Below are 15,962 nucleotides of genomic sequence, written 5' to 3'. Positions count from 1 at the left end.
CGGTCCGGTCAGCCGCGGTGGAACAGGTCTGCGCCTACCGACCGGTGCCTTCCTTTTGGCGCGGTTCCTTCGCCGCCGGGTCACCCTGTGTCCGCCGTGCGCGGGAGCCGCCTTCCAGCGGTACACCGGCCACCTGTGCGACGTGTTGTACAGCTGCAACACCTACGAGGGAAAGAGCACCGCGCCCTCCTTCCTCCAGAACAAGGAGGGCACCGCGCTGCACCTGCTGGAGTGCCGCGTCTGCCTGAAGCGACGCACTCTGCCCGCCCGGTACCACGCCGCCCTCGCCCGGATGCACGTGCCGGCGACGGACCGCCACATCATCCGTTCCCGCCGATGAAGGCATGTGCCGTGCATCGAGCTGGTGGCACAAGGCGACGTGGACGAAGGACGTCACGGTCGCTGAGACTGCCGCGCTCGTGAGGGAGTTCGTCAAGCCGGCGCTTGCCGCCGAGCAGGCCGGCGCCGTCGTACCGGCCCCCCGCCACCCGGCGTGGAACACAACGCTCCAGGCGTGACGTCGTCCCCGATACGCGAGCGAGCCCGGACCGAACACAGTTCGGTCGATGATGTCGGAAGTTGAGCACGTCCTCGCCCTCGGGGTCGTCTGAGTTCCACGGCCGAAAGCCCCACGGGTCGGCCACGGCGGCGTCCAGAACGTCCCATGCGGTGTCTTCGGTGTGGGCGGCCGCGCTGGAGGATTTCCTCGTGCGGCAAGGCCGCGGCCCCCAGACCTCGCCCCCGCCGATGCCCGCCCAGCCGGCCGCATTGTCCCGGCCCCTCGTCTACCGCCGCGCCAGCTGACCGCGTACACCTCGGTGCCGGTCAGGAACGGCCTTCCTGGGAGTGCTGCGGTCGCCGACATCGTCCGGTTCACGTGAGTCCCGATGCGAATCGCCTGGTCATGGGTGGTGCCGTGGGTGGCGTACTGTTGCGCCTACCGACGCGGGGTGGAGCAGCTCGGTAGCTCGCTGGGCTCATAACCCAGAGGTCGCAGGTTCAAATCCTGTCCCCGCTACTGAAACGACGTGAGGCCCGGATCCACAGGATCCGGGCCTCACGCGTGCGCCCGAGGTTTCGCGTTCTTCTAGAAATCCACGTCGAGATAGTCGATGTCATTGATTTCGACATCCGAGAGCCCTGCGGCGCGGCTTCCGCCGTCCTGGAAATACACCTCTTTGAACCCATCGGCGATGATTTTGCGCATGTCCTGGTCGCTGGATCCCTGGTCGCGGGCGTCGAACAGACGGCGGGCGTACGAAGCGGGGAGGTGGACGGTGAGGCGGCGGAAGCGGCCGTCGTCGGTCGTGCCGACCGGGGCGGTGTAGCCGAAGCGGGCGCGGGTCTCCACCGTGATCCCGCCTGTGGTGGCGGCGAGTTTCCGGCGGCGTTTGCGGACTTGGGGCTGCCAGCGGGACCGTACGGCGGCGTCGATCCGTGCGGCGATGTGCTGGGGCGGGTGCTTGCGTGCGCCGCGGCGGTAGCGGTTGACGGAGTCGGCGGTGACGCCGATCTCCGCCGCGACGGCCGCCGAGGTGCCGAGCTGCTTGAGCAGGTAGGTGATCCGGGCCTGGAGCGTCTTGGGCGGCTCGCGGGTGAACGCCTCCCGGTCGGCGCGCTCCAGGGCGTCGTCGATCTCTCCCATGGGTCACTCCCCTTCGTCGAGGACGGCGTCGCCGCCCTTGATGTGCCGGGCGGGGTTGTAGCCCTGTTCCATCAGGTCGACCGCCCACGCCATGCTCTGGACGCCTTCCAGCTTGGCCCGGCCCGGGGTGGGCCCGAGGCGGAAAGTGCCGGGGATCGGCTTGCCGGACTCCGCGTAGGGCAGGAAGTCCAGCAGGCTCTGGCTCGGCGAGGGGTAGACGACGCAGTCGGACAGCACCGCAAGTGGGAGCATGCCCGTCATCTTCGCCATGTTGAGCAGCTTGCGGTGCATGTTGACCCGCGCCTTGGAGATGACGGCGTTGCGGATCCAGGGCGCCCAGGTCGGGCGCTTCATGGCCGGCCACTCCTCGCCGTCCCGATAGTCCTTGCCCTGCGGGCCTTCGAACAGCTTGCCGATGCCGCCCTTGACCGTGCCCTTGATCGCCGCGAGGACGGCCGTCATCGCCGGGTCGACCTGTTTATGGACCTCCATAGCTGCCAGGAACTCGGCGTCGGTGAGGTCGTTGGTGACGCCGAGGTCGGCCAGGGTGTCGACGTAGGCGGTCTTGAGCCGGTCGTGCCACGGATCCAGGTACGCGCCGGTCTCGCGGCGCAGGTACGCCTCCAGGATCTCGACGTTGTAGCCGAGCTCCTGGGCGTAGGCGACGGTGTGCGTCTGGTACCAGGCCGGGCCGGCCGGGCGGGTGCCGTCCGGCGTGAACGGGCTGGGCAGACGTGGGTCCAGTTCGATGTGCGAGAGGTCGACCAGCCAGGAGCCGGGGACTTTCGGGTAGAACTTCGGGCGCGTGAAGTGCTCGGGCTCCGACAGGCCGACCATCAGCCTTGCGGCGGCTGCGAGGAACGCGGTGTTCAGGTCCAGGCCCACCGCGAACGGCAGCGCTGCCTCTTCTCCGGTGAGCAGGTCGACGTCGCGCACCCATTGGTAGGCCTCCTCGTTGAGGAAACCGCCCTTCCAGCCGGAGCTGACGACCACGGGGTGCTCGGGGCGGGCCTCCGGCGGCGCCGGGGCCACCGGCTCGGTGCCCAGCGAACCGGCGTGGTGGCCCGAGATCCAGTTGCCGGTCTCCTCGTCGCGTACCGGTCGGGTCGGCGGGCGCAGCGCTGTCATCAGCTCCAGGCCGGAGACGGCGGTGGAGCCGCGCGGGGTGATGACTCGCTGGGCGTAGATGCCGAGGACGCGGGCGATGTCGGCCGGGTGCATCTCTGCTTCGTTGACGCCGGGCCAGGAGCGGGAGTCCAGGGCGTCCCAGGGCAGGATCGCGAGCTGGACGCACTGCCGGTCGCGGCCCTGGGTCTTGCGGTAGATCCGGGCCCAGGGGCCGAACCCGCGCTGAGTGAGTTCCCACTTCGCCTTCAATACCTGCTTGACGACCGGGTGGTCTGCCGCCAGACGCAGGCCGCGCCGGTCCTCCAGGCGTTCGGGCAGCGCGAACTTCGCGGCCGCGGCTGCCGTCAGCACGATCAGCGGGTCGGAGTCCTTGCCGTAGCGGTGCAGCTTCGGCGCGCCGAGGCCGGACTCCTTGAGCGTCCACTCCACCAGCTCCACGATCGTGGTGGCCGGGCAGTCCAGCACGATCCCGTTGACGCCGTACGCGGTCCCGTCTGCGTCCAGCACCGCGAGCGGGCCGTGTTGGTAGGGAGGCGGGGCCACGTGGGGAATAGCGGGCTTGTGGGCGGGCCGGCGAGATGCCGCTGCTGTCGGCCTGCTCGCGGAGCTGCGGCTGGGCGTGAAAGCTGCGGGGGCTGGTTGTTCGTTGTCCGGTGCGGCGTGAGCGTCTTGTGGGGTGTGCGGTGGGTGGGCAGCCGCGGTGGTGGGCCGGTGTGGGACCTCGGGCTGGGGTAGAGCGGTCGTGGCTGGGGTGGGAGGGGTGCCGTGGGTGGGGTGTTTGGCTGCCCAGCCGTTCAACAGTCGCTGGTACGCCGACAGGCGCGGCTCTTTGGGTTCGGAACGGCCGTTCTCCCAGTTTTTGACGCTCTGCGTCGACGTCTTCAGTGCGGCCGCTAGACGCGCCTGGGTGATGCCGGCGGCTTCGCGGAGCCGGGCCCGCTCTGCGGGAAGCGGGAGCTGCGGCCCTTCGTCCAGCAGCGCGTCGACCGACGCGAACAGTTCTTCCTCACTCGTCCCCATACTCCGGACACTAACACCCTCTTTAGCCTTTCGTTTATCCCTTCCTTTAACCCGATCGGGGTGTGCTCCCTCGCTGTGTGCAGCACAGCACGAGACACCCCGAAATGATGTGGTCGGGGTGGTCTTCCGGTGGGGGCGCGTGGGCTATTCGGCTGCTTCGGCCAGGTGGGCGAGGGTGGATCCGGTGGGGCCTTTGCGGACGTGGAGGCGATGGGGGATGCGGCGGCGTAGTTCGGGGATGTGGCTGATGACGCCAACCGTGCGGTCATGGGCGCGAAGGGAGTCCAGGACGTCGAGGACCTTGTGGAGGGTGTCTTCGTCGAGGGTGCCGAAGCCTTCGTCGATGAAGAGGGTGTCCAGGGGGTTGCCGCCGGTTTCTTGGCTGACGACGTCGGCCAGTCCGAGGGCGAGGGACAGGGAGGCGAAGAAGGATTCGCCGCCGGAGAGAGTGTCGGTCTTTCGGGGGCGGCCGGTCCAGGCGTCGGTGATTTGCAGGCCGAGGCCGGAGCGTGCCCCGCGGGCGGCTTGGTGGTCGGAGTGCACGAGGGTGTAGCGGCCTTCGGACATGACTTGCAGGCGGACGTTGGCGGCGGTGACGACTTCTTCGAGGCGTGCGGCCAGGACGTAGGCCTCGAGTTGCATGCGGACTCGGGCGCTGGGTGAGTTGCCGGTGATGAGTTCGGCGAGGTGGCGGGCGGTCGTGTGGGCCTGTTCGAGCGGTTGCAGGCGTTGGACGGCGGTGTCGAGGTCGGCGGTGAGCTGTGTGATGGCCTCGTGTCGGCGGCCGGCGGCGTCGGCGAGGGTGGCGGCTTTGGTGTGCTGGTCGTCAGCGGCTTCTCGTGTGTTGGTGGCGGCGTCGAGGTCTGCTGGGGGCTGTTCGGCGGCCAGTTGCAGCGTGGGGTCGTTGAGGACTGTCGTGTGGGCGGCGCAGTCCTCGCGCCATTGGTTGATCTCTGCCTCGATGGTGTGGAGGTCGTCGGCGCTCAGCAGGGCTTGCTGGGCCTGTGTGGGGGTGTCGAAGCCGTTGTCCTTGGCGGCGAGGGCGGCTTGGGCGGTGTGGTGGGTGAGGGTCTGGCCGGTGGCGGTGACCTGGTGGGCGGATTCCCGGGCTTCTTTGATGTGGTCGGCGGTGCGATTGAGGTCGTCGGCGTGGGCGGCGACGGTGGAGTGGGTGCCGCGGGCTGCTTCGAGGGTGGTGGTCAGTTCCTCGATGCGCAGGGTGAGGGTGTCGTAGCTGGCGTTGCGGGCGGACAGGCCTGCGGTGGCGGTGCTGTGCTGCTGGGTCATGTCCGTGTGTGTGCGGTCGAGCAGGTGGAGTTCTTCTTGGGCGGGACCTTGGTCGGCGGCGCGGTCGAGGGCGTCGGCAAGCTGGGTGGTGATGCTGGTCTGCTGGGTCTGGAGCTCTGCCAGGGGGGTGTCGCCGGCTTCTCCGGCGGCGGTGGCGGCCTGTTCGCGGAGCTGTTGCAGCGCGGTTGAGGCGGTCTGTTGGCGGGCTTTGGCCTGTTCGTGGAGGTTTTCGGCGTGCTGTTCGTCTTGGCGGGTGGGCTGTCCGTCCTGGGGGGCGGCGGGGGCCGGGTGGGCGCATGATCCGCAGACGGGGCAGGGGATGCCGTCGGTGAGTGTCGCGGCGAGTTCGGCGGCCATGCCTTCGGTGCGCTGGCGGCGGATGGCGAGGTAGGCCTGGCCGGTCTGGTCGGTGGCTTCCTCGGTGCCTGCCAGGTTCTGTTCAGCGTGGACGATCTTGGCGCGGTGCGCGTCGCGACGCTCGGCGGCTTCGAGGCGGACGTTGAGCGCGTTCAGTGCGTCCCGGTGGCTGCTGCTGTCTGACTCGGCCTGGCGGGCGGCTTCTCGGCGGGCCTCAAGGTGGCGGCGGCGGTCGGGTTCGGCTTCGAGCCACTCGTCGGCTGCCCGCTGCTCAGCGGCGAAGTCCTGCCGTTCGACGTCGATGCGCTCCAGGTCCTCGGCCAGGCGGCGGAGGGTGTCTTCTTGCGGGACGAGGGCTCTGAGAACGGCGGCTTCGTCACGAGCTTGCTGCTCGGCGGATTGCAGTTGTCCGGCGTCCAGGTCGGTGTGCTCGGGCTTCAGGCATGTGCGGGCGGCGCGTTCAGTTTCCTGGGCCTGGCTGTGATCGTTGGCGGCGGTGTCGGCGGCGTGCAGCAAGGGGGCCACCTGTTGAGCACGACGGGCCTGGTCCCGGCGATGGAGCAGGGTCTGCTGGTGAGGAGCCTGTTCCTGGAGCAGGGCGAGCTGCTGTGTGGCGTGTGAGTGGGTGGCCTGCTGTTGGTGGAGGTCTCGGGCCGCACGTTCGAGAGACTGCTGCTTGATCTGGTTGTCCTTGGCAGCAGCGGCTGCTCGGAGAGTGTTTTCGTGCTCTGCCTGGCCGGCGCGGGCAAGGTCCTTGGCCCAGGCGTGTGCGTGCATGGTCAGGGTGTGCGGGTCGTCGGGGCTGGGTGCGGGATGTTCGGCTTTCAGGTCGGGGCCGGCGGCCTGGTGGATCCGCTCGATCAGGCGCAGTACGTCGCCTCGGGCCTCGTCGCGGTTCTTCTCGGTGGTGCGGCTGTGTTCGTTCAGCCAGCGTTCGATGAAGGAGAAGCGATGGGTGCGGAACAGTTTGCCGAGGAGGTCTCGTCGGCCGTGGGCATCGGAGTGGAGGAACTTGGTGAATTCGTTCTGGGGCAGCAGGACGACCTGGCAGAACTGCTCGCGGCTCATGCCCAGGAGACCGGTGATCTCGGCGGTGGCCTCTTGGTGGGACTTGCTGGAGGGCTCCCAGCGGCCCTGCCCGTCGGCGTCGCCGGCCCATTCCTCGAGTCGGGTCTCAGGCTTCTGAGGGGTCTCGCCTTTGCCGGAGAGCTTCAGGCGTGTCTGGGCCGGGATCCGGTGGATGCGCAGGCGCCGGCCGGCGAGAGTGATTTCCAGAGTGACTTCGGTCAGGAGCCCGGCCGGAGCGTGGTGGCTGCGCAGCAGCAGGTCGCGGTCGCCGGGCGGTTTGCCGTAGAGGGCGAAGCAGATGGCGGCGAAGACGGTGCTTTTGCCGGCTCCGGTGTCGCCGTGCAGGAGGAACAGTCCGTCGGCGGACAGGGCGTTGAAGTCGATGGTGTGGGTGCCGGCGAAGGGGCCGAAGGCCTGCAGGCGCAGGTGGTGCAGGCGCATGTCAGACGGTTTCCTTCTGCTGCTCGTTCAGGCGGGAGGCTTCGACGGCTTGCTGGAGTAGTGCGTGTTCGTCCGGGGTGGGGTCGGTGCCGCGCATGCTGTTGATGAAGTCGGTGGTGATGTCGAGGTCGCTGCGGCCGCGGATGCGGTCGCTGTAGGTGGCGGTGTTCGTGGCCTGTGCGGGGATGTGAGCGGGCCGGTGCTTGAGGTCGGCGGTGTGAGGGAAGCGGCGGCGCAGGCGGGCCATGGCCTCGAAGGGCAGGGCCGTGTCGGTGAGGGTGATCTCGAGCCAGGCGTCCTTCAGGGGCTCGTATGCGGGGCTGGTCAGGAGGTCGTCCATGAAGCCGGTGACACGTTCGAGGCGGCGTGGGACGGGGCAGGGCCGGCGGGTGAGGGCAGGTGCGTCCTGTGGGGTGAAGTCGACCAGGGTGATCGATTTGGTGTGGCGGGCTTCGGAGAAGGAGTAGGCCAGGGGTGAGCCGCTGTAGTGGATGCGGTCGGTGACGCGCTGGGCGCCGTGGAGGTGGCCGAGGGCCACGTAGTCGATTCCGTCGAAGATGTCGGCGCCTACATGGGCGACGCCGCCCACGGTGATGTCGCGTTCGCTGATGGATTCTTCGGTCCTGTCGCGTTCTTCCGGCTGTCCGGTGCCAGGGGTGACGAAAGCGTGGGCGAGGATCACTGAGCGGGTGCCGGTCGGCTGGTTGCTGGTGAGGTCGGCGCGGATGCGGTCCAGCGCTGCGGTCAGCACGGCGCGGTGGGAAACGGCTTCTGCTTCCAGAACCGTGCGGACCATCGACGGCTCGAGGTAGGGGATGCCGTATACGGCAACGGGGCCGTCGGCGTCTTCGAGGAGGACGGGGGTGTCGCAGGTGGCCGGGTCGGTCCGCAGGTGGATTCCAGTGCGTGCCAGGAGACCGGATGCGACACCGAGGCGGTGCGCGGAGTCATGGTTCCCGCTGATCATGACGATCGGCACGTCCAGGTCCGCGAGCTGGTGCAAGGCGTGGTTGAACAGGCGTACGGCGTCGAGGCTGGGGATGGCCCGGTCGTAGATGTCGCCGGCTACCAGGACGGCGTCGACGTTCTCGGTCCGGGCGGTGTCGACGAGGTGGTCGAGAAAGAGCCGCTGGGCGGGTACCAGGTCTTCTGAATGGAACCGGCGGCCCAGGTGCCAGTCGGACGTGTGGAGGAGCCTCATGCGCGTAGACCTCGAGCTTCGTCACTCAGTGTGATTGTCAGTGCCGGAAGGGAAGATGAGAGGCGTGGGAAGGAGGAGAGATGCCCTCTCCAAGGTCTGCTCGTGCTGGCTGCGTTCCCTCGCCAGGCGGGTGCAGGTGGTGCGGGATCGACGCCCGGATCCATGCCCGTCAATGGGTGGAGTCGGTCGGCTGGCATGCATGGGAGTCGCCGACCGACGAGCAGCGCAAAGAGCGCATGCGTTTGCGCCGGGCGCAGCGGTCGGCGCCTGGTCAGTGAGTGAGTTCTTGTAGGTGGGTGAAGATCTCCCGCAGCTGACGGGGCACGTCCTCGGGGGTGGTGAGGGTGCTGGCCAGCCCGTAGACCATGGCGGGTTTGCCGTTGGGGCTGTTGCCTTCCGCGTCATTCTTGATCATGTCGAGGATGCGGGCGCTGAACTTCTTGCCGTCGCGGTGCGCCGTGAAGTCGTCGGGGTGCCAGGTCTGGGGGGCCGGTCGGGGCCACAGGGTGTTGGCAGCAGTGGCCCACTGCTTGTCGGTGAAGAGTTCTTCGAGCTCGTTGTAGCCGTCGGCTTCTCCGACGTAGGACACCTGCTGTGTGAGGTCGAGGCCGGCTCGTCGGAGGCGTTCGTCTTTGAAGAGTTTGTTGGTGCGGCTGTCGGCATCGACCATCAGCATGACCGTGCGCTGGTGCTTGACGAGGTAGCTGGCCAGGTGGAGGGCGCCCTCGTTGTTCTCGCAGCCCCACAGGGCGATGCCGGCCGCCTGGAGCGACATGTTCTGGGCCAGACGGAACAGCAGGGGAAGGCTCTTTTGTTCTGTGTCGCCCTCGACGGCGAGGAAGCAGCGTTCATGGAGCAGGACGGAGTTACGCAGGCCCAGTGATGCCGCGATCTGGCCGAGGTGGAAGTCGATTCCGTCGTGCTGGTCGTCCTTGAGTCGTTCGACGACGGTGCGTCCGCCGGGTCCGAGGCTCAGGTGGACCACGTCGGCGATGTCGACGCCGTCGATGAGGTTCATCGAGTGGGTGGCGACCATGACGTTCACGTGCGGCAGTGCGCATTGCTTGCGGACGATGTCCATGACGGTGCGCTGATGGCGGTAGTCGAGATGGGTGTCGGGCTCGTCGTAGACGACGATGGTCTGCGTGGGCTGGGCGGTTGCGGGTTCTCCTGACGAGGCCAGTTCGGCGTTCTCCAGGAGGTCGCTGGTCCACTCCCACACCGCCAGGGCGATGCGGCGGGTGCTTCCCTGGCCAGCACGTGTCAGGTCGACGGGTTCGCCGTCGGCCCTTGAGACGTGAAGCGGGGCGCCTTTGAATCCTCCGCTGAAGGAGACCATGGGCTTGACGTTGACGTTGACGTACTCGGCGCAGTGCTGGCGGATGTGGCGGCAGAGGGAATCGGCTTCCTTCTCCAGCCGTTGGTTGATCTCTCCCTCGATCTCGCGGACGCGGCCCTGGAGGGTCTCGTCCTCCAGGTGCGTCTTGTAGCTACTGTTCAGAGCGGTGCGCACGGCGTCGTCAGGGCTCTCGTGCTTCCCGCCGAACGACAAAAGCCGCGGGAGTCGTTCCTCGAGCGCTTTGGGCAGCAGCTGCCATCCCTGGTCCTGAGGAAGGGTCCTGGCGTGTGCCGTCAGTTCTGCCAGCAGGTCCTCTTTGAGGTTTCCTGCCGGGGACAGGCCGTACTCGACAACGAGCGCAGTCAGGGCCGGCTTGAGCAGCCGGTTCAGGTCACGCAACCGCGAGTCGGCAGGCTGGCTGCCGAAATACTCCAGGCAGGTTGCCTCCCCCAGTCGCGAGCGCCGCCGGATACGCACATGCTCGCCAAGCCCACTGCGGGCCTGTTCCTCGGCATCCAGCCGGAACTGGCCCTCCACCCAGGTTTCGGCGCACCGCTGCCCCTTGGAGCCCTCCTCGTCCTGCACGTAGGTGCGGTCCTCGTCGGTCAAGCGGTGGGCACCCAGGAGGAAGGCCAGAGCGGTCAGCACCGCGCTCTTGCCGCCGTCGTTACGGCCAGCCAGAACGGTGGGACGGCTGACCGGGATGTCTACGACGTGGGCCAGGGAGCGGAAACCGCGCGCGGAGTAACTGTCGAGATACACGGGAGGAGTTGCTCCGTATCTCCCCGTCCAGAGCGGACAGAGGCGTGGCGTGCGGCAAGCGCGGAGGCTGATGTGGCCTGTGCCGCTGGCACAGGCCGTCATATTAAGTGCTGTTGAACAACTGCATGATGTTTTGCGCCAGTTGAACTAGCCGGTAGCTTTTCGGGGTGCCGCCGCGGGAACCGCCTCCCCTCAGCGAGGCAGGAAAACACGACCCCTCCTTCGCACACCAGATCGACATCTATCGAGGTATCCCGTCGGCTTGGATTCGACTGCCGCACTCGGCACTCGGCCACGCTGGAACCCCCTCCCCTCCCTCATTCGGCCGCGAGCCGGTACCAGCCGCGTCGGACTCGCGCCGGCCCGTCTCCGGCGGAGGCGATCTCCCCCGGCCTGAACGCCGCCGGTGCAACCAAGGCCCCCACCACCGAGGTACTGCACGCCCTACTCAAGGCCTGTGATGCCGAGCAGCGCTACATCCACGAGTCGAGTGGCACGACACCTACCCCGCCTGCGGGTCTCCAGGTGCCGTTGGTGAAGGAGCCCTCCGACGACACCGGCGCTACACACAACGCGGCGACGGGACTGCGGAGCTTCGGACGGGACATCAGGGCCAAGACCTCGACACGTCCATCAGCCTCGTGCCCCGCTCCTCGTCATCATTCAGCCTCACCAGGAAGCAGGGCAGAGCACCACGACACATGGAGTGCCCAGAACGCCTGGCGTTCTGGGCACTCCATGGATCCGTTGAATCGAAGGTGCCTCTGCGCCCCCACGCCGTTGAATCGAGGCCCGTCGCACGGTCACCTGGCGGGCGTCTGTATGCGCGGGAGGAGGCGGACGACCCGGTATTGAGGCTGCGGGACAGAGAATGAGCGTCTTGGAAGCGACGTACGGGTCGGTTGGCCGTGACCTACTCCAGGTAGTTCTCCCGCCCCTGCTCGACGTCAGCCAGGGGCCGCAGAGCCGCCACGGCTCGCCTTCCCTCACAGCCTCACAGCAGGCCTCCTACGAGGGAAAACGGCCTGTGAGCCACACAAGGCGGCACTCACCACGAGGGGGCATGCGTACGGGACCGGTACATGTACCGATCCCGTGGGGATGTGCGGCCGAGGTCAGGCTCCGATGTCGATGCTGAAGGTCGAGGTCGCTGATGACGTCGTCCCAGATCTCGTCGATGAGGTTCTGGTTGCGAGTGGCCCAGACGGTGACGAGGTCGTCCCACACGTAGCGGACGGTGATGGCGCGTTGGATGATGTCGGGGCACTGCCGCACCCGGTCAGGCACCCCATCTCCGTGACATGGGCAGAAGGACAGCTGTTCTTCCACGGCCCCTTCCCCTCGCTATGCTCTGGGCTGGATATGGGGCAGAGAGCTGACCGCCATGGTTCATCACTCCACATTCGAACCTCTCGCCGACAGCTCCCCTGCTGCCCCCGCAGCACACGGTGCTACGCATACCCAACAGGCGGGAGGCGGGAGGCGGGAGGCGGGACAGCATGAGCGTCAGCAAGGTCCGAGGCCGCTTCTGAAGTCCTCGGGCGGGCCTGCCTTCAACGCGATGGACAGTGCGAGCCGGTGGGGGGGCCACCCGGACAGTCCCTCACGCCCTCACAGCATGCACGTCCACCAGAGGAAACGGCCTGTGAGCCACACAGGACGGCCACTCGCCACGGGGCGGCCGACCCCGCTCACCACGAGGGGTCGAGGCCTGCGTATGGGACCGGTACGTGTACCGGTCGCCCTGATGTGCGGCTGGGGTCAGGCGCGGATGTCGATGCCGGAAACGTGGGCGGCGTAGTCGGAGTCGAGGTCGCTGATGACGTCGCCCCAGGTCTCGTCGATGAGGTTCTGGTCGCAGTTGGACCAGGCAGTGACGAGGTCACCCCAGATGTATGGGGCGCTGGTACCCGCTCCCTGGGCCGGCCTCCTCCGAGCAAGCGCTCACCCGCCCACCCACGCCCTCAACGAATAGGGTTTGACCTGGCATTTTCCCTGGATCCGCCTAGTCTGAGAGTTCCGCTGGAGACACCATTGGGGGACTTTATGAGTGACGCCGCCAACCCTTACGACGCCAGCCACATCCAGGTGCTGGAGGGACCGGAAGCCATTCGGAGACGGCCCGGAATGTACATCGGCTCGACCGGCTGGCGCGGCCTGCACCAGATGGTGTTCGATGTCGTCGGCCGGGCCGTGAACGAAGTCCTGGCCGGCGGTGCCAGCGCCGTCGGCGTCACCCTCACGCCCGACGGCGGCATACATGTCGCCGACGACGGGCCGGGGGTCCCGGTCAAGGCCGCGGGGGACACCGGCGATCCCAGCCTTGAAGCCCTACTGACCCACATGCACCCCGGGGCGGAGCCAGGCGGCCGCCACGCTGTAGCCATGAGCCTCTTCGGCGTCGGGCCCTGCGTCACCAACGCCCTGTCGACCCGCCTGACGGCCGACGTGCGGCGCGAGGGGGTCCACTGGGTCCAGGAGTACGCGCGCGGCGTCGCGCTCACCCCACCCACCAGCGCAGGACCGACGACCAGAAGCGGTACCACCATCGCCTTCTGGCCCGACACTGACATCTTCGAGACGACGGAGTGCTCCTTCGACGTGCTGGCCGAGCGCTTCAGGGAATTGGCCTTCCTCAACCGGGGCCTGGACATCTCGCTGACCGACGAACGCCCCTCGGGCGGATCCCGATCGGTGCGGTGCCGGTTCCCGGGCGGTGCGCGGGACTTCGTCGCCTTCCTCGACGCGCAGGCGGGAGCATCCGTTCACCCGGACGTCATCGGCTTCGAGCGGGAGGACTCTCGGCTCGCCGGGATGGTCGAGGTGGCTATGCGGTGGCGTGGCTCCCACGGAGAGCGGCTACGGAGCTACGCCAACAGCGAGCCCACCCCCTACGGCGGCACGCACACGGCAGGATTCCGCGACGGGGTGGCGGCCGCAGTGAACGCGCATGTGCGGGAGCGGCGGCTCGCGGCGGAGGCGGCCCCCGATCTCAGCGGCGACCAGATCGGCGACGGGCTGACGGCGGTCGTGTCGGTGAAGCTGGACCGGCCCGAGTTCTCGGGCTCCACGCGCGGCATGCTGGATGGCGCTGCAGTACGCGCCGGCGTCGCCGAAGCCGTACAGGAACACCTCGGCACATGGCTGGAGAGGCACCCAGAGCAGGCCGCGGCCATCGTCGGCCGGGTCGTCCAGGGCGCCCGCCAGGACTGAGGGGCATTCTCAACCCGGCGTGCTCGTCGACTGACCGCTGCCGGAAAGTGACCGAGCCGTGCGGGGTGAGGTACTTCCGCCGACAACTGGCCGCCGCTGATCTGGACCAGGGAGAACGGCTACCAGCTCGGAGCCGAGCGAGCCGCCCTGGACGCATCGGACGACGGCCGGCTGTGGTGGGAGTGAGCGGGCGCGCTGACACGGCTGCCCTCCTCAACCGCAGGGCCTCTCACCGCGTCTGGCTTCCTGGAGGTTCACACCACGGCCCGTACCCTCCCGGCTCGGACGTACATTGATGCCTCCTCCCGCCCGGGCGGACCCCGGCCCCCACCCGGCACAGTACGACGACGAGGAGCACGCGTGGCCACCACCGCAGAGTCCGCCCCACCCGCCGAGCCCGCACCGCTGGACCGGCCCGCGAGCGATGAGCCGACCGAAACCGCCACGCCCGCCTGGCGCATGCTCCTGGGCTACGTCCGTCCGCACCGCTGGACGCTGCTCCTCGGGGCGGTGCTGTCGCTGGTCACCGGAGCCACCGGGCTCGCGCTGCCACTGGTGGCCAAGTTCCTCATCGACGCGCTCTCCGACGACCGTCCGATCGCCGGGGCCCTGCTGCTGATGTCGGCTCTGGTCGTCGCCAACGCGGGGATCGGCGCGCTCGGCGGGTACGTCCTGCAGCGCACCGCGGAGTCGGTCGTCCTCGGCGCGCGGCGCACCCTGTCGTCGTATCTGCTGCGACTTCGCATCGCGGCCGTGGACCGCAGTGAACCCGGCGATCTGATGGCCCGGGTCACCTCGGACACGACCCTGCTGCGCGAGGTCACCACCGACTCCCTGGTGGGTCTCGGCACCGGGGGGCTGACCCTCGTCGCGACGCTGGTGATGATGGGTGTGGTCGACCCGGTCCTGTTGGCGGTCACGCTCGGCGTCGTGGTGGTCGCGGGAACGGTGATCGGTGTCTTCGTGCCCCGTATCAACAAGGCCAGCAGGCAGGCACAGGACGCCGTCGGGGCGATGGGGGCGTCGCTGGAACGCGTCCTGGGCGCACTGCGCACCGTCAAGGCGTCCGGCGCCGAGCACCGTGAGGAGCAGGCCGTGCACGCGGCGGCCGAGGAGTCCTGGCGGCAGAGCCTTCGAGCCGCCAAGTGGTCCGCGCTGGCCGGTAACACGGCCGGCCTTTCCCTGCAGATCGCGTTCATCACCGTGCTCGCGGTCGGCGGCGCCCGGGTCGCCACCGGCGCGATCGACGTGGGAACGCTGGTCGCCTTCCTGCTGTACGTCTTCTATCTGATGTCGCCGATCCAGCAGGTCGTCGGCGCCGTCACCCAGTACCAGGCCGGAGCCGGCGCCCTGGCCCGTATCGCCGAGGCTCTGCAGTTGCCGGCCGAGCCGCCCGCCGCGCCCGCGCCACTGCCCGCACCCGGTGCCGAACCCGCCGCGCTGGCCTTCGAGGACGTCAGGTTCCGGTACTCGGACGATCTGCCGCATGTCCACCACGGCGTGACCTTCTCCGTACCGCAGCGAGGCATGACGGCCTTCGTCGGTCCGTCCGGTGCGGGCAAGACAACCGTCTTCTCGCTCATCGAGCGGTTCTACGACCCGGAGGCCGGACGGATCACCCTTGACGGCCGCGACCTGAACGCCTGGGAGATACCCCAGCTCCGTTCCGCGATCGGGTACGTCGAACAGGACGCGCCCGTCCTCTCCGGCACCCTGCGCGACAACCTGCTGCTCGGCAACCCCGGCGCCGGCGAGGACGACGTACTGAGGGTGCTGGGGACCACTCGGCTCGACGGTCTCGTCGAGCGGCTCCCCAAGGGCCTGGACACACTCGTGGGCCACCGCGGCACGAAGCTGTCCGGCGGCGAGCGTCAGCGCGTCGCCATCGCCCGCGCGCTGCTGCGCCGCCCCCGGCTGCTCCTGCTCGACGAGGCCACGAGCCAGCTCGACGCCGTCAACGAGGCCGCGCTGCGCGACACCGTGGCCGATGTGGCCCGCACCACGACCGTGATGGTGGTCGCCCACCGGCTGTCCACGGTCACCATGGCGGACCGCATCGTCGTCATGGACGCAGGCCGCGTACGGGCCGTGGGCACGCACCGCGAACTCATCGCCGCCGACCCGCTGTACGCCGAGCTCGCCGCCACCCAATTCCTGGCCACGGCCGACAAGTGACCGCTACGAGCCGCCCCTCGCGGCACCCGGTTCGCGCGGGGCTTTGAGGCTGGAAGGGCTCGAGGGCGCGTGGCTGCCCCGAGTGGCGGAGTACCGTACGGCCGGCCCACGGGCGGTCGAGGCCGGCGTACGGGAAGCCGAACCGGTTGCGGGTGGACGGGTGCAGCACTGCCTGATCCTCGGCGTCGCGTGGGTACAGGGCGCGCCGGTGGCCGGGCATCGTGCCCCGGCCCCCGATCTGCACGTGAGCCGTCCACTCGCCGATCGCATCTTCGCGATCGCGGGGGCGGGGCGGGACTGGGGGTCTGCTGGCAGATCACCGGAGT

Annotated in this window: 9 protein-coding genes and 1 tRNA gene; 5 read left to right on the top strand and 5 right to left on the bottom strand. The window is 68.7% G+C overall.

What is annotated here, in order from left to right; translation table 11 throughout:
* Positions 1-55: 55 nt before the first annotated feature.
* The 3 genes from ACIBG6_RS36770 to ACIBG6_RS36760 all read left to right on the top strand — a co-directional run bounded on the left by ACIBG6_RS36770 (position 56) and on the right by ACIBG6_RS36760 (position 1,018).
* A complete protein-coding gene (locus tag ACIBG6_RS36770) occupies positions 56-340 on the top strand; it encodes a hypothetical protein (RefSeq protein ID WP_399227105.1) in 285 nt (94 codons plus the stop codon).
* 4 nt (positions 341-344) lie between these two features.
* On the top strand, positions 345-518 hold the full coding sequence (locus tag ACIBG6_RS36765) for a hypothetical protein (RefSeq protein ID WP_399227104.1): 174 nt from the start codon (positions 345-347) through the stop codon (positions 516-518).
* Positions 519-944: 426 nt separating this feature from the next.
* Positions 945-1,018: transfer RNA gene (locus ACIBG6_RS36760), tRNA-Met, on the top strand.
* Between the two features lie 69 nt (positions 1,019-1,087).
* Here ACIBG6_RS36760 and tpg read toward each other — a convergent pair.
* The 5 genes from tpg to ACIBG6_RS36735 all read right to left on the bottom strand — a co-directional run bounded on the left by tpg (position 1,088) and on the right by ACIBG6_RS36735 (position 10,248).
* A complete protein-coding gene (gene tpg, locus ACIBG6_RS36755; RefSeq protein ID WP_399227103.1) occupies positions 1,088-1,645 on the bottom strand; it encodes a telomere-protecting terminal protein Tpg in 558 nt (185 codons plus the stop codon).
* Between the two features lie 3 nt (positions 1,646-1,648).
* Complete coding sequence (gene tap, locus ACIBG6_RS36750; protein WP_399227102.1) at positions 1,649-3,793, bottom strand: telomere-associated protein Tap; 2,145 nt, start codon at positions 3,791-3,793, stop codon at positions 1,649-1,651.
* Positions 3,794-3,937: 144 nt separating this feature from the next.
* A complete protein-coding gene (locus ACIBG6_RS36745; RefSeq protein WP_399227101.1) occupies positions 3,938-6,946 on the bottom strand; it encodes an AAA family ATPase in 3,009 nt (1,002 codons plus the stop codon).
* A gap of 1 nt (position 6,947) precedes the next feature.
* A complete protein-coding gene (locus ACIBG6_RS36740) occupies positions 6,948-8,147 on the bottom strand; it encodes an exonuclease SbcCD subunit D (protein ID WP_399227100.1) in 1,200 nt (399 codons plus the stop codon).
* A gap of 271 nt (positions 8,148-8,418) precedes the next feature.
* The gene (locus ACIBG6_RS36735; RefSeq protein ID WP_399227099.1) at positions 8,419-10,248 is read right to left on the bottom strand and encodes an ATP-dependent nuclease; all 1,830 of its coding nucleotides are present in this window, start codon (positions 10,246-10,248) and stop codon (positions 8,419-8,421) included.
* Between the two features lie 2,046 nt (positions 10,249-12,294).
* Between ACIBG6_RS36735 and ACIBG6_RS36730 the strand changes: the two genes are divergently transcribed.
* Complete coding sequence (locus ACIBG6_RS36730; protein WP_399227098.1) at positions 12,295-13,461, top strand: DNA gyrase subunit B; 1,167 nt, start codon at positions 12,295-12,297, stop codon at positions 13,459-13,461.
* A gap of 459 nt (positions 13,462-13,920) precedes the next feature.
* Positions 13,921-15,636, top strand: coding sequence for an ABC transporter ATP-binding protein (locus ACIBG6_RS36725; protein WP_399227123.1), 1,716 nt, complete (start codon positions 13,921-13,923; stop codon positions 15,634-15,636).
* Positions 15,637-15,962: the final 326 nt, after the last annotated feature.

Origin of the sequence: Streptomyces sp. NPDC050842, from assembly GCF_044456565.1 — a bacterium.
Classification (GTDB): Bacteria; Actinomycetota; Actinomycetes; order Streptomycetales; family Streptomycetaceae; genus Streptomyces.
Note: the sequence above shows the minus strand (reverse complement) of the source record. Positions and strands in the feature narration are given on the sequence as shown.